The sequence below is a fragment of the Halomonas sp. KM007 genome, assembly GCF_050709225.1.
Classification (GTDB): Bacteria; Pseudomonadota; Gammaproteobacteria; order Pseudomonadales; family Halomonadaceae; genus Vreelandella; species Vreelandella hamiltonii.
Window position 1 is genome coordinate 3,046,581 of record NZ_CP136131.1, and the last position, 25,771, is coordinate 3,072,351.

At 60.9% G+C, this 25,771-nt stretch carries 24 protein-coding genes; 8 read left to right on the top strand and 16 right to left on the bottom strand.

Annotated features, from left to right (window positions below):
- Positions 1-134 precede the first annotated feature (134 nt).
- The 3 genes from RVM27_RS14435 to RVM27_RS14445 all read left to right on the top strand — a co-directional run bounded on the left by RVM27_RS14435 (position 135) and on the right by RVM27_RS14445 (position 4,573).
- Positions 135-2,600, top strand: a complete 2,466-nt coding sequence (locus RVM27_RS14435) for a DUF1266 domain-containing protein (protein ID WP_287807233.1) — start codon at positions 135-137, stop codon at positions 2,598-2,600.
- Between the two features lie 105 nt (positions 2,601-2,705).
- Entirely contained in the window at positions 2,706-3,341 is a 636-nt protein-coding gene (locus tag RVM27_RS14440; protein WP_498941726.1) for a C40 family peptidase, read from the top strand.
- Positions 3,342-3,382: 41 nt separating this feature from the next.
- Positions 3,383-4,573: an MFS transporter gene (locus RVM27_RS14445; RefSeq protein WP_287807232.1), complete on the top strand. Its 1,191-nt coding sequence runs from the start codon at positions 3,383-3,385 to the stop codon at positions 4,571-4,573.
- Here the strand turns inward: RVM27_RS14445 and RVM27_RS14450 are convergent.
- Genes RVM27_RS14450 through RVM27_RS14470 form a run of 5 tightly spaced genes read right to left on the bottom strand, consistent with a single transcriptional unit; the run spans position 4,570 to position 9,377 of the window.
- A complete protein-coding gene (locus tag RVM27_RS14450) occupies positions 4,570-5,184 on the bottom strand; it encodes an ABC transporter ATP-binding protein (RefSeq protein ID WP_287807231.1) in 615 nt (204 codons plus the stop codon). The two genes, RVM27_RS14445 and RVM27_RS14450, sit on opposite strands and share 4 nt — an antisense overlap.
- A complete protein-coding gene (locus RVM27_RS14455; RefSeq protein ID WP_287807229.1) occupies positions 5,177-5,998 on the bottom strand; it encodes an ATP-binding cassette domain-containing protein in 822 nt (273 codons plus the stop codon). The genes RVM27_RS14450 and RVM27_RS14455 overlap by 8 nt, the downstream gene beginning before the upstream one ends.
- Positions 5,999-6,031: 33 nt before the next feature.
- Positions 6,032-6,829 carry an ABC transporter permease gene (locus RVM27_RS14460; RefSeq protein WP_498938394.1) on the bottom strand — a complete coding sequence of 266 codons (798 nt, stop codon included), beginning with the start codon at positions 6,827-6,829 and terminating at the stop codon, positions 6,032-6,034.
- Positions 6,826-7,821, bottom strand: coding sequence for an ABC transporter permease (locus tag RVM27_RS14465; protein ID WP_096922587.1), 996 nt, complete (start codon positions 7,819-7,821; stop codon positions 6,826-6,828). Before RVM27_RS14465 ends, RVM27_RS14460 begins: the two co-directional genes overlap by 4 nt.
- Entirely contained in the window at positions 7,800-9,377 is a 1,578-nt protein-coding gene (locus RVM27_RS14470; protein WP_498938391.1) for an ABC transporter substrate-binding protein, read from the bottom strand. The genes RVM27_RS14465 and RVM27_RS14470 overlap by 22 nt, the downstream gene beginning before the upstream one ends.
- A 106-nt stretch (positions 9,378-9,483) precedes the next feature.
- Here RVM27_RS14470 and nikR point away from each other — a divergent pair, with 106 nt between their 5' ends.
- Entirely contained in the window at positions 9,484-9,885 is a 402-nt protein-coding gene (nikR, locus tag RVM27_RS14475) for a nickel-responsive transcriptional regulator NikR (RefSeq protein ID WP_016914504.1), read from the top strand.
- 63 nt (positions 9,886-9,948) lie between these two features.
- Here nikR and RVM27_RS14480 read toward each other — a convergent pair whose 3' ends face one another.
- Positions 9,949-10,431, bottom strand: a complete 483-nt coding sequence (locus tag RVM27_RS14480) for an FKBP-type peptidyl-prolyl cis-trans isomerase (protein WP_081195595.1) — start codon at positions 10,429-10,431, stop codon at positions 9,949-9,951.
- Between the two features lie 179 nt (positions 10,432-10,610).
- On the opposite strand from RVM27_RS14480, the gene RVM27_RS14485 reads away from it, so the two are divergent.
- Positions 10,611-10,892, top strand: a complete 282-nt coding sequence (locus RVM27_RS14485; RefSeq protein ID WP_287807223.1) for a hypothetical protein — start codon at positions 10,611-10,613, stop codon at positions 10,890-10,892.
- Between the two features lie 171 nt (positions 10,893-11,063).
- Here the strand turns inward: RVM27_RS14485 and RVM27_RS14490 are convergent, their stop codons facing one another.
- The 9 genes from RVM27_RS14490 to RVM27_RS14530 form a co-directional block, all read right to left on the bottom strand.
- Positions 11,064-11,531 carry an outer membrane lipoprotein gene (locus tag RVM27_RS14490; RefSeq protein WP_039176269.1) on the bottom strand — a complete coding sequence of 156 codons (468 nt, stop codon included), beginning with the start codon at positions 11,529-11,531 and terminating at the stop codon, positions 11,064-11,066.
- Between the two features lie 259 nt (positions 11,532-11,790).
- Positions 11,791-13,389: an isocitrate lyase gene (locus RVM27_RS14495; protein ID WP_287807220.1), complete on the bottom strand. Its 1,599-nt coding sequence runs from the start codon at positions 13,387-13,389 to the stop codon at positions 11,791-11,793.
- A gap of 380 nt (positions 13,390-13,769) precedes the next feature.
- Positions 13,770-14,195: a GNAT family N-acetyltransferase gene (locus RVM27_RS14500; RefSeq protein WP_287807218.1), complete on the bottom strand. Its 426-nt coding sequence runs from the start codon at positions 14,193-14,195 to the stop codon at positions 13,770-13,772.
- A 3-nt stretch (positions 14,196-14,198) separates the two neighbouring features.
- Positions 14,199-15,377, bottom strand: coding sequence for a JmjC domain-containing protein (locus RVM27_RS14505; RefSeq protein ID WP_287807216.1), 1,179 nt, complete (start codon positions 15,375-15,377; stop codon positions 14,199-14,201).
- Positions 15,378-15,425: 48 nt separating this feature from the next.
- Positions 15,426-16,811, bottom strand: coding sequence for an adenylosuccinate lyase (gene purB, locus RVM27_RS14510; protein ID WP_287807215.1), 1,386 nt, complete (start codon positions 16,809-16,811; stop codon positions 15,426-15,428).
- Between the two features lie 94 nt (positions 16,812-16,905).
- A complete protein-coding gene (gene hflD, locus RVM27_RS14515; RefSeq protein ID WP_287807213.1) occupies positions 16,906-17,544 on the bottom strand; it encodes a high frequency lysogenization protein HflD in 639 nt (212 codons plus the stop codon).
- Positions 17,541-18,698 (bottom strand): MnmA/TRMU family protein, encoded by a 1,158-nt coding sequence (gene mnmA, locus RVM27_RS14520; RefSeq protein ID WP_498938383.1) that lies wholly within the window; start codon positions 18,696-18,698, stop codon positions 17,541-17,543. The genes hflD and mnmA overlap by 4 nt, the downstream gene beginning before the upstream one ends.
- Before the next feature lie 73 nt (positions 18,699-18,771).
- Positions 18,772-19,218 carry an NUDIX hydrolase gene (locus RVM27_RS14525; RefSeq protein WP_498956889.1) on the bottom strand — a complete coding sequence of 149 codons (447 nt, stop codon included), beginning with the start codon at positions 19,216-19,218 and terminating at the stop codon, positions 18,772-18,774.
- Positions 19,215-19,817 carry a pseudouridine synthase gene (locus RVM27_RS14530; protein WP_287807208.1) on the bottom strand — a complete coding sequence of 201 codons (603 nt, stop codon included), beginning with the start codon at positions 19,815-19,817 and terminating at the stop codon, positions 19,215-19,217. Before RVM27_RS14530 ends, RVM27_RS14525 begins: the two co-directional genes overlap by 4 nt.
- 239 nt (positions 19,818-20,056) lie before the next feature.
- Here RVM27_RS14530 and RVM27_RS14535 point away from each other — a divergent pair, with 239 nt between their 5' ends.
- The 3 genes from RVM27_RS14535 to clpA all read left to right on the top strand — a co-directional run bounded on the left by RVM27_RS14535 (position 20,057) and on the right by clpA (position 25,328).
- Positions 20,057-22,291, top strand: a complete 2,235-nt coding sequence (locus RVM27_RS14535; RefSeq protein WP_287807206.1) for an NADP-dependent isocitrate dehydrogenase — start codon at positions 20,057-20,059, stop codon at positions 22,289-22,291.
- 281 nt (positions 22,292-22,572) lie between these two features.
- Positions 22,573-22,896 (top strand): ATP-dependent Clp protease adapter ClpS, encoded by a 324-nt coding sequence (clpS, locus tag RVM27_RS14540; protein WP_371317426.1) that lies wholly within the window; start codon positions 22,573-22,575, stop codon positions 22,894-22,896.
- 155 nt (positions 22,897-23,051) lie between these two features.
- Positions 23,052-25,328, top strand: a complete 2,277-nt coding sequence (clpA, locus tag RVM27_RS14545) for an ATP-dependent Clp protease ATP-binding subunit ClpA (RefSeq protein WP_039176236.1) — start codon at positions 23,052-23,054, stop codon at positions 25,326-25,328.
- Between the two features lie 199 nt (positions 25,329-25,527).
- On the opposite strand, the gene infA is transcribed toward clpA, so the two are convergent.
- Complete coding sequence (gene infA / locus RVM27_RS14550) at positions 25,528-25,746, bottom strand: translation initiation factor IF-1 (protein WP_007111068.1); 219 nt, start codon at positions 25,744-25,746, stop codon at positions 25,528-25,530.
- Between the last annotated feature and the right edge of the window lie 25 nt (positions 25,747-25,771).

A 25,771-nucleotide genomic window follows, 5' to 3' on the forward strand; every position in this document is an offset into this window, starting at 1 on the left:
AGCGCTGTTTTGTGCGGCTGCTATCGGTCTTGGCAGCAGATTCCGTTACACTATGCCGCTTTTGGCGGCCTCGTTGGTCTGCTCTGGTTGGTTATGGCTTTTATTGATCGCTTTCTGTTTCTTCGAGGTGTCTTTTGTTCGACGCACTAAATGCCTGGTGGGCTCAACAGCTGGTGCTGTGTGATTGGGCTTTTACACCGCACCCACTGGCGGTGGATGCGGTCGCGGCGGAGCAACGCCTGCTAGAACTGGGTATTACAGATCGTGGCGCGTTAGCAGACCAGCTGTTTTTTGCACTCGGTGCACCGTCAGGCAGCGCCGATCAGCTGTTGGGCGCGCTGGAGTGGGCAGCACTCGCCGGGGCGGCGGGTTGGCTAAGCCAGGCTCAGGCGACGAACTGGGCACACCACTTAACACGGCGCATCACTTCTGACTACAGCGATCAGCGAGCGTGGCTGTCGGATCTACGTCGTGCGCTGGGGGGCAAAGGTTGGGAAACTGGCGCAGACGACCGTTTTATCGACGCCTGCCAAGCACTGGCAGATCTAGAGAGTGAAGGTGAAGGTGTCACATGGCAAACCCTGGATACTGAGCTAGCGCAACGCCCTGCACCGGCTTCGTTATGGCCGCAAGCGCCAGAAGCTCAGCCTTGGCGGTTGGGCGCGCTGTTTCGCCCAGTGGTGAGCTACCCGGCTAGCGCCGCCGACTGGCCCGATGCCAGCGAGTGGTTAGGGCACATCTGGCAAGTGTATGACCGCGAGCAACTATTAGAAGTGATGCTATGGCTAAGCGCCCAGGGTGAGCGCCAGCGCTGGGATATTGAAGCCCGCGAGCTGCTGACCATGGATCGCGCCCAGCGCCAAGAGTGGCAGCGGGGTGCGGTGAACGATGCTCCCTACGCGCCCGTGCTCACTGCGTTCGTCAATCAGGGCGAGCCGTTGGAGTGGGCCGCCTGGGATTGGCTGCGGTTAGTAGAGCTCGCCTGGGCTGGTGCTTGCTGCGGCTGGCTAAGCCAGGCGGAAGCGGACGACCTAGCGGCCCATGCGGCTGACCTCGTGGGTCGTCGTTACCACGACTGGCACGCAGTACTGAAAGCCTACATGCGCGGGCAAAGCCTGTTCGAGGGCGTTGATCGCCGGGGGATGACACCCAGCGCCCGCCACAAGCTGTTAATGCACGCTGCCCATAGCCCCTGGAAGCACTCGCTGGGTGCGTTACTGGACGAGCCGACTCGCCAAGCCTCGCGTACGCGTATCAAAGCGTGGCGCAACACGCCGCACCATTGGCTGCTCGCCCTGGCTGGCGTACGCGAGCCGGATGTCATGCTGCGTCAGCTCAATCCCTCGGCCCCGATTGCCGAGCAGCGCCGCGCTGATGCCGCCGTCTACCTACAGGATTCACTTGGCCTGCATGCGGATGAAGGCCATCAAGTGCTGGCGCGCTATTGGCTACCCGCCCAGGCGCACCATCTCAACCAGCTGGCTGCGGATGCCGCCCATGGCGTATTGCCACCGTCGCAGACGCGCTTTGGTCAGCCGACCCCCGATGAGCTCAAACAGCGCAACGCGGTAAAAGGCGTGAGCCGCCACGCCGCGACGATTCACATGGCCGAGAAGTTTGCCTTCTACCTGCATATGGCTTTCGACAGTGGTCTGTTCGAGCGCGAACCGCTCATGCAGCACGCCAGCGCCCTACGGAGCTGCCTATGCCGTTTTTATGCGACTCCCAAGCGCCTGCTAGAAGCCTGGTTTGCCTGGGAGAGCTGCCTGCCGGAGCCAGAGCACGACTCGCTCATTAATGAAATTGCATGGCATCTGGAAGATCCTGGCAGCCTGTTCCACTGGCTAGATTGGCGGCCAGGTGCGTGGTGCGAGCCTGGTGAGAGACCTACATTGACCCACTTCACGGCGATGTCGCTGGTGGGGCCGCTGAACAGTGCGGTGTGGAGCGAGCCACAGTTGGAAAGCCCGCGTGAGTGCGCCGACATTCGCGAATGGGTAGAGAGCCACTATCACCTCTCTAGCGCCGACGACATGCAGGAGTTTTTGACCTTCATGTTGGAGGCGGGAGATCGGCAGGAGTACCAGATCAACTACGCGCCCTACACGCTGAACCCGGAGCGGTTGGCGGCTGAGATCGCCATATTGGAGTCCGGCGACTGCGGTGAAGAGGAGCGTCACCACTTGTTGCGCCTGCGCCGTGTGAGTACCAATGAAGATGATTGTAATGACGTGGACATGGCCGCTTGGGACATTGCCCAGCTCGTGGATCTTGCCATTGCGGCACGTCAGCTAGGTTGGCTCGACAAGTCAGCATTCGCGAACGTGCTCGACCGCGCCTATCAGTTGGCGTCGGATCATTACTCGGGTTGGCAGGAGTATGCGGCGGGCATGTACGCAGGGTTTTCATTTTTCATGGGCGACACCCCGGAACGAGAGAGCTTCTTGGCTGGTTTTCGTCAAGCTCTGGTGGCTTGGTTATGCGGCGCGCCAGTGCTGGCCGGCCCCTGGGCAAGTCTGGATTTTCCGGGTAACAAGCCGCGGCATTTTGCGCCGTTGCATATCGACACGTTGCCGGGTGATCAACGAATCTTACATTAGACTCGCCAAGCATAGGATAACTAGCTTATAGTCCAGGGGTTGTAAAAAATGAGTTTTCTCATGCTTGGGTTTTTTCAATTTCCATTTTGTTACGAGGTTAATCGCATGGTTGCGTCGCCACACCCCGCTGTGACCGCTGTCCGTGTTGTAAGTGTTTGTGTCGTCGTTGCTTTGTTAGCTGGCTGTGCAGGCTCTGCCTCACGCCAGGACATGGAAGCCCCCGAGGATTATTTCTCGATGTCGCTTCCCGGCATGGAGGGAGTCACACCCCAAATGTCGCCCGTTGATCCTATCAGTGCTCACCTGCGTAACCTGCAGACGCCCCCGCCAACGGTCGTTCGCCAAGCGCTGTTAGAGCAGCATCAGCGGTGGGCAGGAACGCCTTATCGGATTGGGGGGACGACGGATCGAGGGATCGACTGCTCTGCCTTGGTAAGAAACGTTTTCCGCGATACCTTTGACGTTGAGTTACCCCGTACTACCTATGATCAAGTGCATGAGGGACGCCCGATCGACCGCCAAGAGCTGCAGGCGGGCGATCTGGTCTTCTTCCGCCCACCCGGACGCTACAACCACGTAGGCATTTACGTCGGCAATGGCTATTTTCTCCATGCTTCCACGTCGAAAGGCGTGATTATATCCAGCCTGGATAATAGCTACTGGCAGCGCTACTACTGGCAGTCGCGTCGTGCCTTAGAGCCGACCAATCTGGCCCAGCTCAGCAGTCGTTATACGCCGTAAGTGTCGGCCGTGCGCGTCGGTCAACATTGGAAAGGCCATCAATGATTGAAGCGAAAACGCGCGCCTGGTGGCGCGCGACGGCAGCACTCTGCCTCGGCTCTTTTCTGGTATTCATCAACCTGTATGCCCCGCAGCCCTTGCTGCCCGAGTTGAAAGAGGCATACGGCGTTTCTACCCTGGGCATCAGCCTGCTGATGTCGGCTTCCACCTTGTCGTTGGCACTGGCCCTGCTGGTCTTTGGGCCGCTTTCCGATGCCATTGGCCGTGAAGCGATCATGCGTTTCACGCTGCTGTTGGCGGGTGGCCTGTCCCTGGCGCTGGCTTTCGCGCCCACCTTTGAAAGTCTGCTGCTGCTGCGCTTGCTGCAGGGCTTCGTGCTGGGTGGACTGCCCGCCGTGGCCATTGCCTGGATGGGCGATGAGTTCGACAAGCCCGCCCTGCTGAGCGCCGTGGGGCTCTATATCGGGGCCAATTCGCTGGGGGGCATCAGCGGCCGCATCGTTGGCGGGGGAGCGTCGGCTGTGGGTGGCCCAGGCGCTGCGTTTCTGGCCGTGGGCGCCATGACGATCATCGGCTGCGTGCTGTTCTGGCGGCTGCTGCCCAACAGCCGGGCCTTCCAGCCCAAGCGGTTCGAACTACGCCAAGCGCTGAGTGATCTGGCAGGCCACCTGCGTACGCCCGTATTGCTGGCAGCCTACTGTCTGGGCGGCATCAATTTTCTCATTTTCATCAATCAGTACAGCTACATCACTTTTCGCTTGGCAGAAGCGCCTTATCATTTGGCGGCCAGCGGGTTGGGGCTGATCTTCCTCACTTACCTGGGCGGTACTCTAGGCTCGACGGTCTCCGGTAAATTGGCCGGGCGTTTCTCTCCCGCCAGCTGTATTGGCATGGGCATCGTCATCCTGATGCTGGGTACGGCCATTACTCTGGCGGAGTCGCTGGTGGGGATTCTGGTGGGATTGACCATCAATGCGTTTGGCTTCTTTCTGGCCCACTCGCTGGCTTCCAGCTGGGTGGGGCGCTACGCCCAGGGCGCCAGGGGCAGTGCGTCGGCGCTGTATCTGGTGTTTTACTACCTTGGAGCGAGTATCGGGGGCTTCTGGCTGGAACCGTTCTGGCGTTGGGCGCAGTGGCAGGGGGTGGCCGTAGGGTCCTGGCTACTGCTGGCCGTGACCCTGATGATTGCGCTGGGTATGTGGCGCGTCGAGCGTCGTCTGGCCAGCGCTTAGTCGCTCCTTAGCTGTCCGTCGGCCAGGTGCAGATGCCGGGTACAAAGCCGGTTCAATAGCGCCATGTCGTGGCTGATGACCAGCACGCCCAGCGCCTGGCGTTCGGCGTGGGTCTTCACGGCTTGCCACAGGCTGAGTTGGGTCAGTGGATCCAGCATCGTCGAAATCTCATCGGCGATCAGATAGCGCACACCCGGGGCCAGGGCGCGTAGCACGCACACCCGCTGCAGCTCGCCCCCGGACAGCTCCCCCGGAAAACGCTTCAGCCACGCGGGCCGAATACCGAACGCCTCTCTCAGCGCCTCTGGCGGTGTCCAGGCTTCCTCCAGTAATCGAGCCACCCGCCAGCGCGGATTGACCGCCCGTTCCGGCGATTGAGGCAGCCACTGCACGGGGCGCAGGCCCCGTGATGGCAAGGGCTCTCCGTCCATGTGCAAAAAGCCGTGGCGTGGTGCCCAGTGGCCTGCCAGCACTCTGCCCAGCGTCGACTTGCCTGCCCCGGAAGCACCGCTCAAACCGACCCACTCGCCCCGTGCCAGCGCCATCGACAGCGCCTGAAACAGCGGTGGCTCGCGGCCAAACCCGAAGGTGAGCTGGTGGGCTTCAAGCAAAGCTGGGCTCCTGAACATGAGGCTGGATGGGTAAGGTGCTGAAGGCGTTGTCGGGCAGCGCTTGCCACAGTGCTTTGGCATAGGCGCTGTGCAACTGCTCCCCTTGGCCATGAAAGGCCCGGGCCGAGGTCGTTTCCACGGCGCGTCCCTGGCGCATGATGGTCACCCGGTGGGCAATGGGCAAGGCATGGCGCAGGTCATGGGTGATCAGCAGGACAGCTTTGCCCTCTTTGGCCAGTGCCTGCAGGGTAGCCAGCACGCGGTCTCGCTGGGCCGGGTCCAGCCCGACGCTGGGCTCGTCGGCAATCACCACGCGGGCATGGCCGGCCTGGGCCATGGCCACCAGCACCCGCCTGGCCATGCCGCCGGAAAGCTCATGGGGGTAGCGCCGCGCTGCATGGGCAAGCTGGTAGTGCTGCAGCAGGTCGTGGCTGCGTGCTTGAGCGCTGACGCGGGAAAGGCCTGCGCGGCGAGCAGCCCAGCGTATCTGGTGCTGGCTGCGTGTCAATGGGTCCAGGGCGTTCAGGGTCTGTGGAATCAGCGCCAGTTCACGGCCACGCAGCTGGCGCTGGCGCTCGGGCGTCAAGAGGTCGCCCTGGAAGGTCAGGGTGCCGTGCTGCTGTGCTGCGGGCGGCAGCAGGCCCAGCAGGGCATGGGCCAGCAGGCTTTTGCCGGATCCGGACGCGCCGACCAGGGCGTGTATTTCCCCTGCCTGAATGTCCAGGGAAAGCGACTCGATCACGGGCGACCACTCGCGCTTCCACCAGCGGGGGTAGTGGGGCAGGCTCAGGCTCCATTCGGTGATCTCCAGCATGTTTGGCTCCCTTGATGGTTGAAAACGCTGGCCTTACAGGGCCTGGCGCAGTTGGGTGGCCAGCCGCTGGATGGCCAGCACCATCAGCAGCAGCCCTAGCCCCGGAAACACGCCCAGCCACCAATAGCCGCCGCTGAGATAGCGCATAGCGTCGGCCAGCAGCACGCCGATGGCGGGCTGGTTGGGGTCCAGGCCGACGCCGAGAAAGGTCAGCGCCGCTTCGTGCAGAATGGCGTGGGGAAACAGCAGTAACGCACCCACCACGCAGTGGGGCCAGAGATGGGGCACGAAGTGGCAGGCGACGATGTACCCCGGCCCTTTGCCAAAGCCTTTCGAGAGCGCCACGTACTCGGCCTCGCGCAGGCTGAACAGCTCGGCGCGAAACACCCGCGCCAGGCTAGGCCAGTGGGTGATGGCCACGGCGATGATCACGGCCTGGGTGCCCCCGCCCAGCGCAAAGGCAATGAGCAGCAGTAAAATGAGGTGGGGCACGCTGAGCAGCGTATCGATCAGCAGTGACACCAGCGCATCCAGGGTGTTCGATAGCGCCGCCAGACTGGCCAGCAGCAGGGCGATGGCCGTGCCCAGCAGGGCCGCGCTCAAACCGACCCAAAAACTCAGCGCCAGCCCCGCCAGGGTTCGCGCCCATAGCTCCCGGCCCAAGGCATCGGTGCCGAACCAGTGGAGCAGGCTGGGCGGCTGTAAACGTGCCTCGAACTGCATCTGCTGGGGGCTGTCACCCAGCCACAAACGGCTGCTCAACAGCAGCATCAGCAGGGCACTGAAGAGCACCAGATAAACGGCGGCGGCCAGGCGTGGCTGTGCGCTCATGGGCTGTGTGCCAGGCGGATGCGCGGGTCGGTGACCCGTGCCAGGGCATCGGCGGTCAGGTTGCCGATGCTCACGAACAGCGCGGTGAACAGGGCGATGGCCAGCAGCAGGGGAACATCGCTGCGCAGCCCCGCCGCCACGGTGGCCTGGCCCAGCCCCGGGTAGGCGAAGACCTGCTCCACCAGAATGGAGCCGCCAAACAGCTCGCCCAGCGAGGCAAAGGCCAGGGTGATGGCCGGGAGGCTGGCGTGGCGCAGCCCGTGCCGCCAGGCGATATCGGTGCGGCTAGCGCCCTGGGCAAAGGCGTGTAGCGCCGTGTCGGAGCGCATGAAGGCCACCATTCTGGCGCGGGTGTGCAGGGTGATGGTGGCCATGCTCAATAGCGCCAGGGTCGTCACCGGCAGCACCAGGTGGTGCAGACGAGTGGCGAACGTGACATCGCGGCTGACCACCCCCGTGGGGCCTGCGCAGCAGGTGGGGGTCCAGCCCAGGGTCACCGAAAACAGCAGCAGTGCCAGAATGGCCAGCCAGAAAGTGGGTGTCGAGGCGGTCACGAAGGCGTAACCGCTGATCAAGCGGTCGAGCAGCGAGCCTTCCCGGCTGCCTGCCACGATACCCAATGCCACGCCCAGCACCAGTGACAGCAGCCAGGCACTGAACAGCAGCCAGAACGAGCGCTGAAAGCGCAGGCTGATGACGTCACCTACCGGCTGTTGGTACACATGGCTCCAGCCCAGCTCGCCGCTGGCCAGTTGACGCAGCCACTGGCCGAACTGCACGGCTGCCGGTTCATCGAAGCCCCACTGCGCGGCGATCAGGGCGCGCTGCTCGGGGCTTACCTGGGCCATCTGCGGGCCCAGGTAGGCGTCGATGGGGTCGATGGGCGAGAGCATCATCAGGCCGAAGGCGAGACCGGCCACGCACAGCATGACCAGCCCCAGCCGCAGGCTTCTCAATAGCAGCCAGCGGGCTAGTGGCACGTCCAGCGCCACTCGAGCAGGTTGGCGGTAATCGGCCAGCCGTGTCCATGGGGGGCCACGCCCAGCTCGCCAACGTCCAGGCACGGGTCAGCGGCATAGACATGGGTCAGGTTGACCATCCAGGCCCAGCTGGCGTCGCCCTGCAGGCCATAACCGGTGCTGCCATCCCATTGGGCTGCTTGCCAGTGTGGGTTGGCTTCTTCGGCGCTGGCGGCGGCCTGGGCGGCCTCCAGGTGCTGGTCGACGCGATCATTGGTGTAAAAGCCGCTGTTGTAGAAGCCAAACCCGGCGTGTTCACTGTGGAAGAGATAGTAGATCTCTTGCGGGCTATGGCTGCCAAAGCCAAACACGATGGCATCCTGGTGCAGGGCTTCTCGCTGTATTTCATCCCAATGGCGGCCGGTGGGCTGCATCTCGATGCCCAGCGGGCGCACCATCTCTGCGCTGATTTGCGCGAGCTGCTGGCGAGTCGTATCACTGGCAGGATAGGTGAGCCGGAAGCGAGCAGGCTGCCCTTCCTTGTAGCGCAGGCCATCGTCTGCGCGCAGCCAGCCTGCTTCCTCCAGCAGGGCATTGGCCTGCTCCAGGTCGAAATCGATGGTTTCCTCGGGGTGCCCCCAGGGCAGGCCATCGGCAGGGCCATACGCTGGGCGGCCAAAGCCGTTCAGGGCCACGTCCACCAGCGTGTCGCGGGATAGCGCCAGGTTGATGGCCTGGCGAATGGCCAGGTCGGGCGTGACGTCGTTGCCAATCGGGGCACCGTTGGCGGCGCGCTCCCCGCTATCGGGCTGCATGGGGAACAGAATCCCGCGATTATCGACGCTCTCCATCAGGACCCGCTGCATCTGGCCCGGCATGGTGCTGGCCAGCGCCTGGGGAATGACGGCCAGGTCGAGTTGACCTGCCTGGGCAGCGCTTAGCGTGCCTGCCTCATCGGTAAACAGAAATACCAGGCGCTCGAAGGCCGGAGCAGGGCCGTAAAAATAGGGGTTACGCTCGACGATCAGCTGCTCACCTTCCTGCCACTCCACCATGCGGTAGGGGCCAGAACCCAGCGGCTGGCGGCCGTAACCCGCATGATGGCCATTTTCCCGCTCGGCATCAGGTACAATGCCCAGGGTCATCAGCTGGTCGATGAAGGTGATGCGAGGGGATTTCAGGGTAAGCGTGACGGTGTGGTCATTCACGGCGTCGGCATGTGCCAGCGCGCTGAGGTCGGCTCGGCCCCCCGCCTTGGCGGCGGCATTGAAGGTATATGCCACATCCCGGGCGGTGAGCGGCGTGTCATCGGCAAACCGCACGTCCTCGCGCAGATGCAGTGTCCAGGTCAACTGGTCGTCCGACAGGGACCATTCGGTGGCCAACCCCGCTTGAGGGGTAAAATCCTGGCCACGGGTGAGCAGCGTGGACTGAAACAGCGGGCTACCGTATTGCCCCCAGCCCAGCAGCGGGTCGAAGCCCTGGTCTGGCTCGCCGCCGATGGCAAGCACCAACTGCTCTTTGGCCAGCGCGGGAGCGCCGAGCGCCAGACATGTGCTGGCAATGGTCAGTAGTATCGAACGACGCATGGAGCACCCTGTGATGAATGAGTATGATGTTTTTACAATAACATCATACTCGTGCGGCGGGTAGTCGACAGGTCCATTCTACGCTCGGGTGAGCAAAGGAGAACGTATGCAACGTATTACCGTGACGCTGGATGAAGAGCTGCTGCGCGAGGTGGATGCCTTGATGCAGCAGCGCGGCTATCAGAACCGTTCCGAGGCCATTCGAGACCTGACCCGCAGCGGGCTGACTCAGGCCAAGGAAGAGGTCGCCCCGGATGCCCCGTGCATGGGGGCTTTGGTGTATGTCTACGACCATGCGGCACGAGAGCTTTCCAAACGGCTGACCCGGCACTCCCACGACCACCACGACCTCACGCTGTCGACGCTGCATGTGCATATCAATCATGACAGCTGCCTGGAAGTGGCGCTGCTCAAAGGGCAGGGGAGTGCCCTGAAGCAGTTTGCCGACGAAGTGACCTCGTCACGCAGCGTACGCCATGGGCAGCTGGTACTGATTCCTGGCGAATAAGGGGCAGGGGAACGGCCACAAAAAAGGCGGCCCGCAGGCCGCCTGGATGACGATGGCTTACGCTCAGTGATGAACGCCGCCTTCGCCGTGCACGTGTCCGTGCTGAACTTCTTCTTCGCTTGCTTCACGAACGGTAGCAATCTCAACGTCGAAGTTCAGGTGCTGACCTGCCAGCGGATGGTTGCCATCCACGACGACGGTGTCACCTTCCACTTTCGTGACGGTGACCATCAGCGGACCACCTTGGGTCTGGGCCTGGAACTGCATGCCCGGCTCGATGCTCTCGACGCCCTGGAAGGCATCGCGAGGAACTTCCTGCATCAGCTGCTCCTGAACTTCACCGTAACCCTCGGCAGGGGCTACCTTGACGTTCAGTTTGTCGCCTGCGGCGCGGCCTTCCAGCTCTTTTTCCAGGCCCGGGATGATGTTACCGGCACCGTGGAGGTAGGTAAGCGGCTCACGGCCTTCGGAACTGTCCAGCACTTCACCTGCATCGTTGGTCAGAGTGTAGTGAAACGCGACAACCGAGTTTTGCGCAATTTGCATTGAATAACCTTTCGGTGAGTGCATGTCCCAACATGGTAACGCGTGTGGGCTGGCTTGTCAGGGGGTAAGCCGGGTTTTTAACCCCCACGCCTTTGGCACTATTGCGCCCGGCAGTGACCAGCGATACCCTACCTTATACCCTTTTTCCATAAGCTAACGAAGTGTGATCGGAGCTTGATATGACTGTTTTCCTGATTTGGGTGGTAGCCTTCGTGCTGATCGCCTACTTTGCCAACAAGCGTTGGGACAATGGCTTTAGCCAAGGGCTGGACAAGCTGTTGCCCGGTGTCTTGAAGACCCATGGCGAGAACCGCCACTTGTGGGTAGCGGCCATTGCTATCCTGGGGGCCACCACGCTGGTGCGTCCGGTCGATATTCTGCTGGTGGTTCTGCTGCTGGCGTTGATCGGATTCATCGTGTTCAAGCTGGCCAACTGGGCCAGCAACAAGGTGACTCACTAACCCTGCCCATTGGGTGGCATGTGCTGTACCCCGCCACCCGTTGATCACGAATGGCCTGAAATGGCTTGAAGCAGACATGAAAAAGCCCGTTCACTCTGGTGGACGGGCTTTTTCATGTCTGCACTTTTGCAGGCGCTGGTCAGCCATGACCAGCGCGGGTGCGAGGGGCGATCAGTAGGGGGCAACGCTCAGATTGGCGCCGCTGCCAATCAGGCGCACACGCTGGCCAGCCTGGAACTGACGGTCGGCACGTTGAACGACAACCACATCGGTACCGTCGTCACGACGTACTTCCATTTCCAGTGCATTGACGCGGTTGACGCGGTCTTCTGCCGCCGTGCCTGCTACGGCACCGCCCAGCGCGCCTGCCACGGTGGCCAGTTGGCGACCTGTGCCACCGCCCACCTGGTTGCCCAGAATGCCGCCAATCACGGCGCCACCGCCACCGCCCAGCAGGTTGCCGGTGCGGCTATCGGCTTGAATCTGTACCGGACGAACGGCCACGATGGTGCCATAGCTGACGCTCTGGCCCGTCTGCGCCTGGTTGCCGCGGTACACATCGCCCGAGTAGGTGGATGTGTTGGCACAGCCAGCCAGTGTCAGGATGCTCAACGCTGCAACGGGTAGTAAACGTTTCATTCAAACCTCCAGTAAGAATCAGCCCATATGGCTGTGAACGTCCGCAGATCAATGCGTGCGTATCATTATAGAACGGCGTTCGCTAAAAGATAACCAAAGCGTACGCTTTTGACCAGCCGTTTGGAAAAAAGGTCACAAAGTAGAGTGTAGACAGGCATTAAGAAAGTAGTGTGCAAAAAATCGACAGGCCATGAAGTACGCTGCAAAAAACACCACGGGGAGCCGTGGCTCCCCGTGGTGCGTTGCAGTGGCTGTGTGTTTAGCCAAACTGGTTCATGGTGTTGTCCTTGCCGCCGGCTTTCAGCGCAGCCTCACCATGGAAGAACTCCTTGTGATCGTCGCCGATGTTGGAGCCTGCCATGTCCTGGTGCTTGACCGTGGCGATCCCCTGGCGAATTTCCTGACGCTGAACGCCTGCCACGTAGGCCAGCATGCCTTCTTCACCGAAGTAGCCCTTGGCCAGGTTGTCGGTAGACAGCGCCGCCGTGTGGTAGGTGGGCAGGGTGATCAGGTGGTGGAAAATACCCGCTTCGCGCGCCCCGTCACGCTGGAAGTTGCGCGTCCACTCATCGGCCAGCTGCCCCAGCTCGGTGTTGTCGTATTCGACGCTCATCAGCTTGTCGCGCTGGTAGGCCGATACGTCCTTGCCCTCTTTCTCCCAGGCATCGAAGACCTGCTGGCGGAAGTTCAGCGTCCAGTTGAAGGAGGGCGAGTTGTTGTATACCAGCTTGGCGTCCGGCACGACCTCGCGGATGCGGTTTACCATGCTGGCGATCTGGCCGACATGTGGCTTCTCGGTTTCGATCCACAGCAGGTCGGCACCGTTTTGCAGGCTGGTGATGCAGTCCAGGATCACGCGGTCTTCGCCGGTGCCTGGCTTGAACTGGTAGAGGCCAGAAGCCAAACGCTTGGGCTTGACCAGCTTGCCGTTCTGCTTGATGACCACATCGCCGTTGTTGATGTCCGAGGCGTTCTCGATGACATCGCCATCCAGGAAACTGTTGTACTGGTCGCCCAGGTCGCCAGGCTCATTGGTGACGGCGATCTTCTGGGTCAAACCAGCGCCCAGCGAGTCGGTACGAGCCACGATGACGCCATCTTCGACGCCCAGCTCCAGAAAGGCGTAGCGCACGGCGTTGATCTTGGCCAGGAAGTCCTCATGGGGCACGGTGACCTTGCCATCCTGGTGACCGCACTGCTTCTCGTCGGATACCTGGTTTTCGAGCTGAATGCAGCAGGCGCCCGCCTGGATGAATTTCTTGGCCAGCAGGTACGTGGCTTCGGCGTTACCAAACCCGGCATCGATGTCGGCAATGATCGGCACGATATGGGTTTCGTAGTTGTCGATCTTGCTGATCAGCTCTTTTTCTTTGGCGTTGTCGCCTGCGGCCTTGGCGTCGTCCAGCGCACGGAACAGGTGGTTGAGCTCCCAGGCATCGGCCTGCTTGAGGAAGGTGTAGAGTTCCTCGATCAGGTTGGCCACCGAGGTTTTCTCGTGCATGGACTGGTCGGGCAGTGGGCCAAACTCGGAGCGCAGGGCTGCCACCATCCAGCCTGAAAGGTACAGGTAGCGACGCTTGGTGGTGCCAAAATGCTTCTTGATGGAAATCAGCTTCTGCTGGCCGATGAAGCCGTGCCAGCAACCCAGCGATTGGGTGTACTGGGAGGTGTCGGTATCGTAGGCGGCCATGTCGTTACGCATGATCTTGGCGGTGTAACGAGCAATGTCCAGGCCGGTATGGAAGCGGTTCTGGGCACGCATACGAGCGGCGTATTCAGGTTTGATCGCTGACCACTTGCCGCCTTGGGCTTCGCGCAGTTGGGCCATGGCTTTGATATCGTCGAGCAGTCCTGACATGAGCTGATTCCTCCAGGGTTATCGTCGTTCGCAGGCTAGCTTGTTGTTATGCTGCACCTGCGAGGTAGCGTTCAGCATTGTGCAATTTTTCGGCGCTGTCTCTAGGCCAATCGTCTCTTAGTAAAACGTCGTGCCTCGGCGCTTGGCGTCACACAGCGACATGGCGTAAGAGCTGAGAACCAACGTCGCTGCAGTGCAATAACTATCGGTCAGGCAGCTGCATTCAACAATTGTCACTTCGGGGCAGGGGGCGTTGTAGTCCGACGACATCGACTACGTCGAACGCCCTGTTTGTGTAGTTGTTTTTCGCCTGTTGGACGCAAAAAAAGCGCCGCTGTCTCAGCGGCGCTATAACGCGTGTTCGATGGCCTGGTGGCGGGTTACAGCACCAGAGTCATCTCGCGGTGGGGGATGCCGGCATCCATGAAGACCTCGCCATGGGCTACGAAGCCTAAACGCTCATAGAAGGCGAGGGCGTGTAGCTGGGCGCTGAGGGCCGCGTGGCGATGGCCTGCCTCGCGGGCAGCGGCGATGGCAGCCTCCATGAGTCGATAGCCAATGCCCGTGCCTCGTGCACTGCTCAACACCGCTACGCGACCAATATGGCCATCGGGCAGCAGGCGCGCCGTACCGACCGGCTCGTCATTCAGCGTGGCCAGGAAGTGCAGGCATTCGCCATCCCGGCCATCCCACTCCTCTTCCTGAGGAACCTGCTGCTCATCGATGAAGACCACGCGGCGAATCAGCGACGCCGCGTCGCCCAACTCATGCCAGTCGCCTTGTTGCACGGTGGTGGTTGTGTTCACGACTTACTCCTCGTCGTCTTCACCCATGAAGCCCAGGCTGCCGCTATTGATCAGCTGCGTGAGCAGCGCTGCCGCACCGTCCAGTTCCAGCACCTCGTCGTACATGGGCTCCGGGTCGGCGACCCGCTTGGCCAGCGCTTCCGAGCAGGCGTGTCCGTCGCCATCCACGAACAGCGTGGTGCCGGAGGCATCGCTGCGCCAGGCAAAGCGCGAGCCCGGCATATGGAACAGCGGCTCGCCCTGTTGTAGCTGAGCAACAAGCGCTGCCTCGTCCAGCGGCTCGTCCAGCGGCAGCAGCTGGTCGACGTACTTGGGCTGAGTCATGACGCGGCCAAACCACTGGGCCATCTGCTCCGGTTTGTCCAGCGTCGAGAGGATGAACTGACGCATACGCTCGATGGCAGCGTCATCCAGCTCGCCTTGATGCTGGGCCGGCGCCATGCCCGCGTCGCTGTAACGCTGGGATTCCGACATCTGCTCGCCCACGTAGTCGGCGTAGGAGGTGATGGCTTCGTCGGCCGAGGGAGCGCGAAAACCCACTGAAATGGTCATGCAGTCGTCGGTCTGGCTGACACCGTGATGCGCCCAGCCCGGCGGCAGGTAGAGCATGTCGCCCGGAGCCAGGGTCCAGTCGGAGTCGGGTTCGATCTCGAAGGTTTCCAGAATACGCAGGTCGATACCCTGTACGATCGGCGCATTGTCCGGCTGCTTGCCGCCCAGCTGCCAGCGGCGATGGCCGCGGGCCTGCAGCAGGAACACATCGTACTGGTCGATGTGCGGGCCGACGCTGCCGCCGGGGGGCGCGTAGCTCACCATGATATCGTCCAGGCGCCAGCGGGGCAGGAAGTCGAACTCGTCCATCAGCGCAGCAATGGAGGGCACGTAGTGGTCGACGGCTTGCACCAGCAGGCTCCAGTGGCCTTCGGGGAGGCGCTCGAAGGTAGCGTCATCGAAGGGGCCGTGGGATACCTGCCAGGGGCCGTCAGGGCCGCTCTCTTCCACCAGTCGTGCTTCCACGCCCGGCTCGCAGGCCAGGCCTGCCAGCTCATCGGGGTCGATGGGGCTGACGAAGTCCGGGATAGCGCCACGAATCAGCAGGGGCTTCTGCTGCCAGTAGTGGGCCAAGAAGTCGGCGGGTGTTAAATCACCCAGCAGGGTGAGTGGCTTATCGTGATGACTCATGGCGTTATCCTGAAGTGAGTGAGCGGCACGGATCGAAACGGCGTGCGTTTATAGGGACGCAAGCCGTTGCGGAAGGGCTTCGGCCTGCGCCTTCGCATTACCAATATAGCTGGCTGGCGAAAGAGATTTCAGCTCCTGTTTCACATCGTCGGGCAGTGCCAGGGTGTCGATGAAGGCTGCAAAGCCTGCCTGGTCGATCTGCTTGCCGCGGGTCAGCTCCTTGAGCTTCTCGTAGGGCTTCTCGATGCCGTAACGACGCATGACGGTCTGAATGGGTTCGGCCAGCACTTCCCAGCTGTTGTCCAGGTCTTCGGCGAGTCTGGTCGGGTTGGCTTCCAGCTTGCTGATGCCTTTCAGGCTGGCGTGGTAGCCAATCAAGCCGTAAGCCAGGCCGACGCCGAGGTTGCGCAGCACCGTGGAGTCGGTCAGGTCGCGCTGCCAGCGGGAAATCGGTAGTTTCTGTGCTAGGTGGCTCATCACCGCGTTGGCGAGGCCCAGGTTGCCTTCTGAGTTTTCAAAGTCAATCGGGTTGACCTTGTGCGGCATGGTGGAAGAGCCAATTTCGCCCTCTACGGTGCGCTGCTTGAAGTAGCCCAGGGAAATATAGCCCCATACGTCGCGGTCAAAGTCGATCAGGATCGTGTTGTAGCGGCAGATCGCATCGAACAGTTCGGCAATGTAGTCGTGGGGTTCGATTTGTGTGGTATAGGGGTTAAAGCTTAAGCCCAAGCCTTCAACAAAGGTGCGCGCGTTGGCTTCCCAGTCGATATCCGGGTAGGTGGTCAGGTGAGCGTTGTAGTTGCCTACCGCACCGTTGATTTTGCCCAGAATCTCCACGCTTTCGATCTGCTTGAGCTGGCGCTTGAGGCGATACGCCACGTTAGCCATCTCTTTACCTAGCGTGGTGGGGCTAGCCGTTTGGCCATGGGTGCGTGACAGCATCGGCTGGCCTGCATGGGCAATCGCCAGCTTGGCAATCTCATCGGCGACTTCGTGCATTGTCGGCAGCATAGCTTTTAGGCCATCTGCCAGCATCACGCCGTAAGAGAGGTTGTTGATGTCTTCACTGGTGCAGGCGAAGTGGATAAATTCGGTAACGGCGTTTAGCTCGGCTTGGCCTGCAATCTTCTCTTTTAGGAAGTACTCCACCGCTTTAACGTCGTGATTGGTGGTGCGCTCAATCTCTTTGATACGCTCCGCGTCATCGACTGAGAAGTCACGAATAAGCTGCTCTAGAAACGCGGTGGCTTCTGCGGAAAGCGGCGGGACTTCGACAATCTGGCTGTGCTCTGCAAGGCGCTGCAGCCAGCGCACTTCCACGATCACGCGCGCACGGATCAAACCGAATTCGCTGAAGTGTTCACGCAGCGCTGCGGCTTTGGCGCCGTAGCGGCCGTCAACAGGGGAAAGAGCGGTCAAGGCTGAGAGTTGCATGGCTTGGTTTCCAGGTTGGTCGAGAGTCAGTGATCGAGAGTCGGTGATCGAACATCAGTGGTCGGGGGCGTCAGGCTGGCGAGGCAGCGTGCGTCTACCCCAGCTCATCCAGAGCGCGGCGCAAGGCCTTGCGCTGAAACACCAGCTTCCAGCGGCGGCCGCCCTGCTGATGCCACAGCAGCGCAAAGCGGATACCGGCCATGAGGCAGGCGCGTACGCGTTCGGGCATCATGCGGGTCTGCAAGAGCGAGGGGTCACCCTGTACCACGATGCGGGTCTTTAGCGTGGAGAGGGTTTCCTGATAGGTTTCCCCCAGGCTTGCAATCACGTTTTCGTGGGTCGTGCCGAAGTGCTCTGCTTGCCCCTGTACGTGGGTGAGTTTCTGGCCCAGCAGGTCCATCATGGCCGTGTCGTTACGCAGCTTGTTCATCAGCAGTAGCAGCGAAAAGCCGTAGCGCAGCACCACTGGGTTGGCCTGCTTGCGGCCTACCAGGGCTTCCAGCGTGTCGAGCCCCCGGCGCAGATTATTGGGGTGGCCGCCGTAGATGGCTTCAAAACTTTCCGGGTTGGTGTCTACCGTCGCGTTGATCAGCGTTTCCCACGCGCGCGTATCAACTTGTCCTGTACGGGCGAGTTCATCGACGAGGCTTGCTGCTTGAAAGACCCCAGCCAGGGCCAGGGCCTGGCGCGCTGCCGGAGAGTCGGGAGCACGATGAATGGGGGTGGCGCTCATGCCGCGGCCTCCGTGGTGTTCCAGGTGGCGCGAATCACGCCGCCGCCCAGACAGATGTCGTTGTCGTAGAGCACCAGCGATTGGCCGGGCGTCACGGCCCACTGCGGGTCATCGAAGATGACTTCGACGCTGCCGTCGGCCTGGGCGACAATTTCGCAGGGGCAGTCGCTTTGGCGGTAGCGGGTTTTGGCGGTAAAGCGGCCTTGCTGAACCGGCGGCTTTCCGGCGACCCAGTCCATCGCCTCGGTGGCGAGTGCATTGGTGTAAAGCAGCGGATGATGCTTGCCTTGCACCACGATCAGCACGTTGCGCTCGAGATCTTTTGCCGCCACGTACCAGGGGTCTTCGGAGTAGTTGGCCAAACCGCCAATACCTAACCCTTGACGCTGCCCCAGGGTGTAGTACATCAAGCCCATGTGCTGGCCAATTTCATCGCCTTCAGGGGTCTCGATGGTGCCCGGCTGGGCGGGCAGGTACTGCTGCAGGAAGTCGCGGAAACGACGCTCACCGATAAAGCAGATACCAGTGGAGTCCTTTTTCTTGGCCGTCACCAGGTCGTGTTGTTCGGCCAGGGCGCGCACGGCGGGTTTCTCCAGCTCGCCGACGGGAAACAGCGTACGCGCAATGGCCGCTTCAGGTACGGCATGCAGGAAATAGCTCTGATCCTTGTTGGCATCCAACCCCTTGAGCAGCCGTGGTCGACCTGCGCGCTCGCCCTGGCGCACGTAGTGGCCGGTCGCGATCTTGTCGGCGCCGAGCATTTCGGCGTACTCCAGGAACACCTTGAACTTGATTTCTCGGTTACACAGGATGTCCGGATTGGGAGTGCGCCCTGCCTTGTATTCGGCCAGAAAATGCTCGAAAACGTTGTCCCAATATTCGGCGGCGAAGTTAGCCGTGTGCAGCTTGATACCCAGCTTGGCGCACACGGCTTCTGCGTCGGCCAGGTCTTCCTTGGCAGTGCAGTATTCGGTGCCGTCGTCTTCATCCCAGTTCTTCATGAACAGGCCTTCGACTTCGTACCCCTGCTGAAGCAGCAGCAGAGCCGAAACGGATGAATCGACGCCTCCCGACATGCCCACGATGACCTTGCCAGTGGCGTGAGCGGCGGTGTCGGGGGTGGCCTGGGTAGCGGTGCCATGGGTGGATGTCATGGGCATCCTCTGTTGAAGTGGTATGCAAGTGGGCGGCGATTATACACGATGGGAGCCGGATGCTTCGAGTGCTTCACTCGCGGATCACGTCCAGCGGGTAGTGGCGACCTGCCAGGGCATCGTCGATACGCTGGAGCACCAGCGGGCTGCGCAGCCGACGCTCGCTGGCCAGCGTGGCGATCTCGGCGCGGGTCAACCAGTGGGTGGCCAGGATGTCGTTATCCAGCGGTGTGCCGAGCGAGTGGCGCGGCGTGGCAACGAAGCCGTGGCTGTGAAAGGTCTCGCCCTGTTCGGTATGCAGCACGTAGAGGCCCAGGTAGCTTGTGAGTGAAACGTGCCAGGCGGTCTCTTCCCGAACTTCGCGAAGCATGGCGGCCATCGGGCCTTCACCCAGTTCGATATGGCCCGCGGGCTGGTTGAACAGCGTCAGCGGGCCACCCTTGTTCTCTTCGACCACCAGGAAGCGCTCCCCTTCGCGAATCACGCAGGCCACCGTGCTGCGAATGATCGGGCGGCTCATCGCGGCTTTCTCCGAGTTGGGCGGGTGCGCGCCGTTTTGGCCGGTGCCTGACGCGGCGCGTGGAGGGTTTCCTTGCGCCACTCGCCGGGCGCCAGCCCCTCCAGCCGCCAAGGCCCAATGGCCGCGCGTATCAGGCGCAGGGTAGGGAAGCCTACCTCCGCCGTCATGCGGCGTACCTGGCGGTTGCGGCCTTCACTGATGGTCAGCTCCAGCCAGCTGGTCACCGGGTGCCGTTTGGGGTCGACGGCGGGGGTTCGATCAGGCAGGTCGGGGGGCGCCATGCGCCGCGCCTTGGCGGGCAGCGTCGGGCCATCCTTGAGCATCAGCCCGGAGCGCAACCCGTGAAGGGCGTCGTCGGTGAGCTGGCCTTCCAGCTGTACCCAGTAGGTCTTGGGCTGCTTGTGGCGAGGGTGGGCAATGCGGTGAATCAAGGCACCATCATCGCTGAGCAGCAGCAGGCCTTCGGAGTCGTAATCCAGCCGACCTGCGGCGTAGACCTCGGGCACGCTGATCACGTCGGCCAGGGTGGCGCGGCCTTCCCGGTCGGTAAACTGGGAAAGCATTCGGTAGGGCTTGTGCAGTAAATATAGCGTGCTCATGGTCTCGAATAGCAGGTCAGTTGATTTGTCGACAATCGCTCATGCGATTAAAGTGCAGCGCTGGTATACTCCGGCGCAGCCGTTTGAGATGTACCGGCGTCGTTTTACCACCGAGTGACCATAGGGGCAGCGCATACAGGATGCTCCACCCGCTTCGCGGCAAGGCTATTCGTTGTATGAGCCGCGTAGCTCAGGATTTTTTATAATCACAGCGACTGAAAAGAAGAGGTTAACGCAAAATGTCTAAAACGCCGAAGATCATTTATACGCTCACCGATGAAGCTCCTGCGCTCGCTACCTACTCTTTGTTACCCATCATTGATGCTTTTACCGACTCTGCCGGTGTCGAAGTAGAGACCCGCGATATTTCTCTTGCTGCCCGCGTATTAGCACAATTCCCGGATATTCTGAGCGACGAGCAGCGCGTGAGCGATGACTTGGCGGAGCTTGGTCAGCTGGCGAAGACGCCTGAAGCCAATATTATCAAACTACCTAATATCAGCGCCTCTGGCCCGCAGCTAAAAGCAACCATCAAAGAGCTGCAAAGCCAAGGTTACCCGCTGCCTGACTACCCGGAAGAGCCGAAAAACGACGAAGAAGCCTCCGTTAAAGCGCGTTACGACAAGGCCAAGGGCAGTGCGGTAAACCCGGTGCTGCGCGAAGGTAACTCCGACCGCCGCGCGCCGAAATCGGTCAAAAACTACGCTCGCAAATACCCGCACCGCATGGGTGAGTGGAGCGCTGACTCTAAGTCCCATGTGGCTCATATGAGCGAAGGCGACTTCTACGGCAGCGAACAGTCGGCGGTGATGAAAAAAGCCGGCACGCTGAAGATTGAGCTGCAGCAAAAAGATGGCACCAACGTGGTGCTAAAAGAGGGCCTTGCGGTACAAGCAGGCGAAGTCATTGACGCCGCCAGCATGAGTAGCCGCCGTCTGCGCAGCTTTATTGACAGCCAAATCAGCGATGCCAAAGAGAGCGGCGTGCTGTTCTCGCTGCACTTGAAAGCCACCATGATGAAGGTCTCCGACCCAATCATGTTCGGTATCGTGGTAGAAGAGTTTTATAAAGAGGTGCTGGAGAAGCACGCTGACGTGCTGAAGAGTGCTGGCTTCAACCCGAACAGCGGTATCGGCGACCTTTACAGCGCTATTGAGAAGCTGCCCAGCGACCAGCAAGAGGCGATCAAAGGCGATGTAGAGGCCCTTTATCAAACTCGCCCGGCCATGGCGATGGTGAACTCCCATAAAGGCATCACCAACCTGCATGTGCCCAGCGACGTGATCATCGATGCCTCTATGCCGGCGATGATTCGTGATTCCGGCAAGATGTGGAACGCGAATGACGAGCTGCAAGATGCGAAGGCTGTTATCCCTGACCGCTGCTACGCCACCATTTACCAGGCGGTGATCGAAGATTGCAAGCAGCACGGCGCCTTCGACCCCACCACCATGGGCAGCGTGCCCAACGTGGGTCTGATGGCCCAGAAAGCCGAAGAGTACGGTTCTCACGACAAGACCTTCCAGATGCCGGCCGATGGCACTGTAGTGGTGACCGACGACGCAGGCCAGACGCTGTTCAGCCACAGCGTGGAAGCCGGCGATATCTGGCGCATGTGCCAGACCAAAGACGCGCCGATCCAGGACTGGGTCAAGCTGGCCGTTACCCGTGCCCGCGCCAGCGGTGCTCCGGCACTGTTCTGGCTGGACGCCAACCGCGCTCACGATGCGCAGCTGATCAAGAAGGTCGAGGCCTACCTGAAAGAGCACGACACGGCGGGTCTGGATATCCGTATCCTGGCGCCGGTCGATGCCATGAAGGTTTCCCTGGAGCGTATCCGCAAGGGCGAAGACACCATCTCCGTCACCGGTAACGTGCTGCGCGACTACCTCACCGACCTGTTCCCGATCATGGAGCTGGGCACCAGCGCCAAGATGCTCTCTATCGTGCCGCTGATGAACGGTGGCGGTCTGTTCGAGACCGGCGCGGGCGGCTCTGCACCGAAGCATGTTCAGCAGTTCCTGGAAGAGAACCACCTGCGTTGGGACTCGCTGGGCGAGTTCCTGGCGCTGGCTGCCTCGCTGGAGCACCTGGGCAGCACCTTCGGCAACGCCCGTGCATCTCTGCTGGCCAAGGCGCTGGACGAGGCCAACGGCAAGTTCCTCGACAGCAATAAATCGCCATCGCGTAAAGTGGGCGAGCTGGATAACCGTGGCAGCCACTTCTACCTGGCAATGTACTGGGCAGAAGCACTGGCTGCTCAGGACCAGGACACCGAACTGAAATCCCTGTTTGGCCGTCTGGCCGAGACGCTGCAAGCCAACGAGAGCGCCATCGTCGATGAGCTGAACAGCGTGCAGGGGCAGCCGGTGGATATCCAGGGATACTTCCACCCCAACGGTGAGCTGGCCAGCCAGGCCATGCGCCCGAGCAAGACCCTCAACGACGCGCTGGCCATGGTGTCCAAGGGCTGATCATGCGCTGAGCCGTCGCGCTTCAACGGCTGATCGATCCCTCGCCCGCCTTGCGGGCGAGGGTTTTTTATTCTCTCCTGTGTGATAATTTTTTACCTTTCATGAACCCTTGTTGATGGCAGGCGTCTTATACATAGGTGTACAGTCTGTAGAAGCCTGGACTGTAAAAGCCTTGTCTTTGAATTGATCCAAGGCCCTGACTGTCAGCAACAAGAAGATGATGCACGTGACTTATGCCTAATACACACCCTCTGGACGTGACCGCGACTCTGCATGCAGGCATGACGCGTCCTGGTATGCCCGAGTACGAAGATGACCTGGCCGTACAGCCCGCCGAGCCTGCGCTGGCCCAGCCGCCTCTGTACAAGGTGGTGCTGCATAATGACGACTACACGCCAATGGAATTCGTCGTCGAAATACTGCAGGGCTTTTTCAATATGGATAATGAAAAAGCCGTACAAGTAATGTTGGCGGTGCATACCCAGGGGAAGGCAACCTGCGGCATCTTTACCCGCGACATTGCAGAAACGAAGAGTTATCAGGTGAATGAGTATGCCCGTGAGTGCGAGCACCCGCTGATGAGCGACATCGAGGCTGCGGATTGATCATGCTGCACCGCATGCAGCGTTGAAAAAAAGTAGCCTTGGGGCTTGCAACCACACCATTTGTACCCGATGTTGAAAGTGCCGGTCGATTAAACTGATCCGACGCAAGCCCTAGGTGGCGACATGCCCTAGGTAGTAGCGAAAAGGGGACTGCCATGCTGAGCAAAGAACTTGAACTGACCCTGAACACGGCCTTCACCGTGGCTCGCTCGAAGCGCCACGAATTCATGACCGTCGAGCATCTGCTCCTGGCACTGCTGGACAATGCCTCGGCGGTCGATGTGCTGAAGGCGTGCGGGGCAAACCTCGACAAGCTGCGGTCCGATCTGCAGGATTTCATCAACTCGACCACGCCGCTGATCCCGGAAGGGCAGGGCGATCGCGAAACGCAGCCTACGCTTGGTTTCCAGCGTGTGCTGCAGCGTGCCGTATTCCACGTCCAATCCTCGGGCAAGAGCGAAGTGACCGGCGCCAACGTGCTGGTGGCGATCTTCTCCGAGCAGGAGAGCCAGGCGGTCTATTTCCTCAAGCAGCAGAGCGTTGCGCGGGTAGATGCCGTCAATTACATCGCTCACGGCATTTCCAAAGTGTCGGGCCACGGTCCATCGCCATCACCTTCTTCACAAGAGAGCGATGATGCCGAGGAGGGCAGTGCCGAAGGGGCGGCCCATCCGCTGACCGGCTATGCCACCAACCTCAACGAGCAGGCGCGCCAGGGCAAGATCGATCCGCTGATCGGTCGTGACCACGAGCTCGAGCGCGTCGTGCAGATTCTGGCCCGTCGTCGCAAGAACAACCCGCTGCTGGTGGGTGAGGCGGGCGTGGGCAAGACGGCCATTGCCGAAGGGCTGGCCAAGCGTATCGTCGAAGAAGACGTGCCGGACGTGATTGCCGATGCCGTCGTCTACTCCCTCGACATGGGCGCGCTGCTGGCGGGTACCAAATACCGCGGCGACTTCGAAAAACGCTTGAAGAGCCTGCTGGGCGAGCTGCGCAAGCAGCCGAATGCCATTCTGTTCATCGATGAGATTCACACGGTGATCGGCGCAGGAGCAGCGTCCGGTGGCGTCATGGATGCCTCCAACCTGTTGAAGCCGCTGCTCTCGTCGGGCGAACTGCGCTGCATCGGTTCGACCACCTTCCAGGAATTCCGCGGCATCTTCGAAAAAGATCGTGCCCTGGCGCGTCGCTTCCAGAAGGTCGATGTGCTGGCGCCCTCGGTGGAAGATACCATCAAGATCCTCAAGGGGCTGCGTTCGCGCTTCGAAGAGCATCACGAGCTGAAGTACACCGACGGTGCGCTGGAGAGTGCCGCTCGTCTGGCGGATCGCTACATCAATGATCGTCATCTGCCCGACAAGGCCATCGATGTCATCGACGAGGCTGGTGCCCACCAGCGCATGCTGCCGCCGGAAGTGCGTGCCAAAACCATCGATGTGGAGCAGGTCGAAGCCGTGGTGGCATCAATTGCCCGCATACCGCCCAAGAGCGTGTCGAGTTCGGATCGTAAACTGCTCGAGAAGCTGGATCGCGACCTGAAAATGCTGGTATTCGGCCAGGACGAAGCCATCGATACGCTGTCGGCAGCCATCAAGCTGTCGCGCGCCGGGCTGAAATCTCCTGACAAACCGGTGGGCAGCTTCCTGTTCGCTGGCCCGACCGGCGTAGGCAAGACGGAAGTGGCCAAGCAGCTGGCGCACATCATGGGGATCGAGCTGGTACGCTTCGACATGTCCGAGTACATGGAGCGTCATACGGTGTCGCGTCTGATTGGCGCACCTCCCGGCTACGTGGGATATGACCAGGGTGGCTTGTTGACCGAGGCCGTCACCAAACAGCCGCACTGCGTGCTGCTGCTCGATGAGATCGAAAAGGCGCATCCTGAAGTCTTCAACCTGCTGCTGCAGGTCATGGATCACGGTCGCCTCACCGACAACAACGGGCGCGAAGCCGATTTCCGCCATGTCATCCTGATCATGACGTCCAACGCAGGGGCCGAGCAGGCGTCACGGCGCTCCATTGGCTTCCAGAGTCAGGATCACTCCACCGATGCCATGGAGGTCATCCGCCGTACTTTCTCGCCCGAGTTCCGCAACCGCCTGGACGGCATCATTCAGTTCCATGCTTTGCCGACCTCGGTGGTACGCAACGTCGTCGACAAGTTCCTGATCGAGCTACAGGCGCAGTTGGACGAGAAGCGTGTGCAGCTGGACGTGGACGATATCGCCCGCGACTGGCTGGCAGAGAAAGGCTATGACCCGGACATGGGTGCCCGTCCGATGGCTCGCTTGATTCAGGAGAAGCTCAAGAAGCCGTTGGCCGAGATGATCCTGTTTGGCGAGTTGGCCGAGCAGGGAGGCATCGTACATGTCAGTCTGGAGGAGGGGGAACTGCATCTCTCCACCGAGACGGAGATGGCGGACGCGCCCTGACGGGCGCGGTTCCTACGACACGCAGCGCCCTGTCTTCGACGGGGCGTTGTCGTTTTTAGCGAGCGGCGCATTACGGTAAAGCGCGATGCAGTACGGCACTATACGGCGCTACCGTGGCAGTACGGCAAGTGCGGTACAGCCTGCAGAGAAAGGCAGGGGGGGTAAAGCGCAGGCAAGAAACTGCGTTGCCTGCAGGCGATTAGCGCGAGCGATAAACGATGCGGCCTTTGGAGAGGTCGTAGGGCGTCAGTTCGACCTTGACCTTGTCGCCGGTCAGGATGCGGATGTAGTTTTTACGCATCTTGCCAGAGATGTGGGCAGTGACCACATGGCCGTTTTCCAGCTCTACACGGAACATGGTGTTGGGAAGGGTATCGACAATAACGCCTTCCATTTCAATATGATCTTCGCGTGCCATATTAGGCAGATCCTCACTTTTTTAC

What these genes read in the sequence shown, in the direction of transcription:
- RVM27_RS14440 (WP_498941726.1), top strand. Translation starts at nt 2,706, where the DNA reads ATGGTTGCGTCGCCACACCCCGCTGTGACCGCTGTCCGTGTTGTAAGT.
- RVM27_RS14445 (WP_287807232.1), top strand. Translation starts at nt 3,383, where the DNA reads ATGATTGAAGCGAAAACGCGCGCCTGGTGGCGCGCGACGGCAGCACTC.
- RVM27_RS14455 (WP_287807229.1), bottom strand. Translation starts at nt 5,998, where the DNA reads ATGCTGGAGATCACCGAATGGAGCCTGAGCCTGCCCCACTACCCCCGC.
- RVM27_RS14460 (WP_498938394.1), bottom strand. Translation starts at nt 6,829, where the DNA reads ATGAGCGCACAGCCACGCCTGGCCGCCGCCGTTTATCTGGTGCTCTTC.
- RVM27_RS14470 (WP_498938391.1), bottom strand. Translation starts at nt 9,377, where the DNA reads ATGCGTCGTTCGATACTACTGACCATTGCCAGCACATGTCTGGCGCTC.
- nikR (WP_016914504.1), top strand. Translation starts at nt 9,484, where the DNA reads ATGCAACGTATTACCGTGACGCTGGATGAAGAGCTGCTGCGCGAGGTG.
- RVM27_RS14480 (WP_081195595.1), bottom strand. Translation starts at nt 10,431, where the DNA reads ATGCAAATTGCGCAAAACTCGGTTGTCGCGTTTCACTACACTCTGACC.
- RVM27_RS14485 (WP_287807223.1), top strand. Translation starts at nt 10,611, where the DNA reads ATGACTGTTTTCCTGATTTGGGTGGTAGCCTTCGTGCTGATCGCCTAC.
- RVM27_RS14490 (WP_039176269.1), bottom strand. Translation starts at nt 11,531, where the DNA reads ATGAAACGTTTACTACCCGTTGCAGCGTTGAGCATCCTGACACTGGCT.
- RVM27_RS14495 (WP_287807220.1), bottom strand. Translation starts at nt 13,389, where the DNA reads ATGTCAGGACTGCTCGACGATATCAAAGCCATGGCCCAACTGCGCGAA.
- RVM27_RS14505 (WP_287807216.1), bottom strand. Translation starts at nt 15,377, where the DNA reads ATGAGTCATCACGATAAGCCACTCACCCTGCTGGGTGATTTAACACCC.
- purB (WP_287807215.1), bottom strand. Translation starts at nt 16,811, where the DNA reads ATGCAACTCTCAGCCTTGACCGCTCTTTCCCCTGTTGACGGCCGCTAC.
- hflD (WP_287807213.1), bottom strand. Translation starts at nt 17,544, where the DNA reads ATGAGCGCCACCCCCATTCATCGTGCTCCCGACTCTCCGGCAGCGCGC.
- mnmA (WP_498938383.1), bottom strand. Translation starts at nt 18,698, where the DNA reads ATGACATCCACCCATGGCACCGCTACCCAGGCCACCCCCGACACCGCC.
- RVM27_RS14525 (WP_498956889.1), bottom strand. Translation starts at nt 19,218, where the DNA reads ATGAGCCGCCCGATCATTCGCAGCACGGTGGCCTGCGTGATTCGCGAA.
- RVM27_RS14530 (WP_287807208.1), bottom strand. Translation starts at nt 19,817, where the DNA reads ATGAGCACGCTATATTTACTGCACAAGCCCTACCGAATGCTTTCCCAG.
- RVM27_RS14535 (WP_287807206.1), top strand. Translation starts at nt 20,057, where the DNA reads ATGTCTAAAACGCCGAAGATCATTTATACGCTCACCGATGAAGCTCCT.
- clpS (WP_371317426.1), top strand. Translation starts at nt 22,573, where the DNA reads ATGACGCGTCCTGGTATGCCCGAGTACGAAGATGACCTGGCCGTACAG.
- clpA (WP_039176236.1), top strand. Translation starts at nt 23,052, where the DNA reads ATGCTGAGCAAAGAACTTGAACTGACCCTGAACACGGCCTTCACCGTG.
- infA (WP_007111068.1), bottom strand. Translation starts at nt 25,746, where the DNA reads ATGGCACGCGAAGATCATATTGAAATGGAAGGCGTTATTGTCGATACC.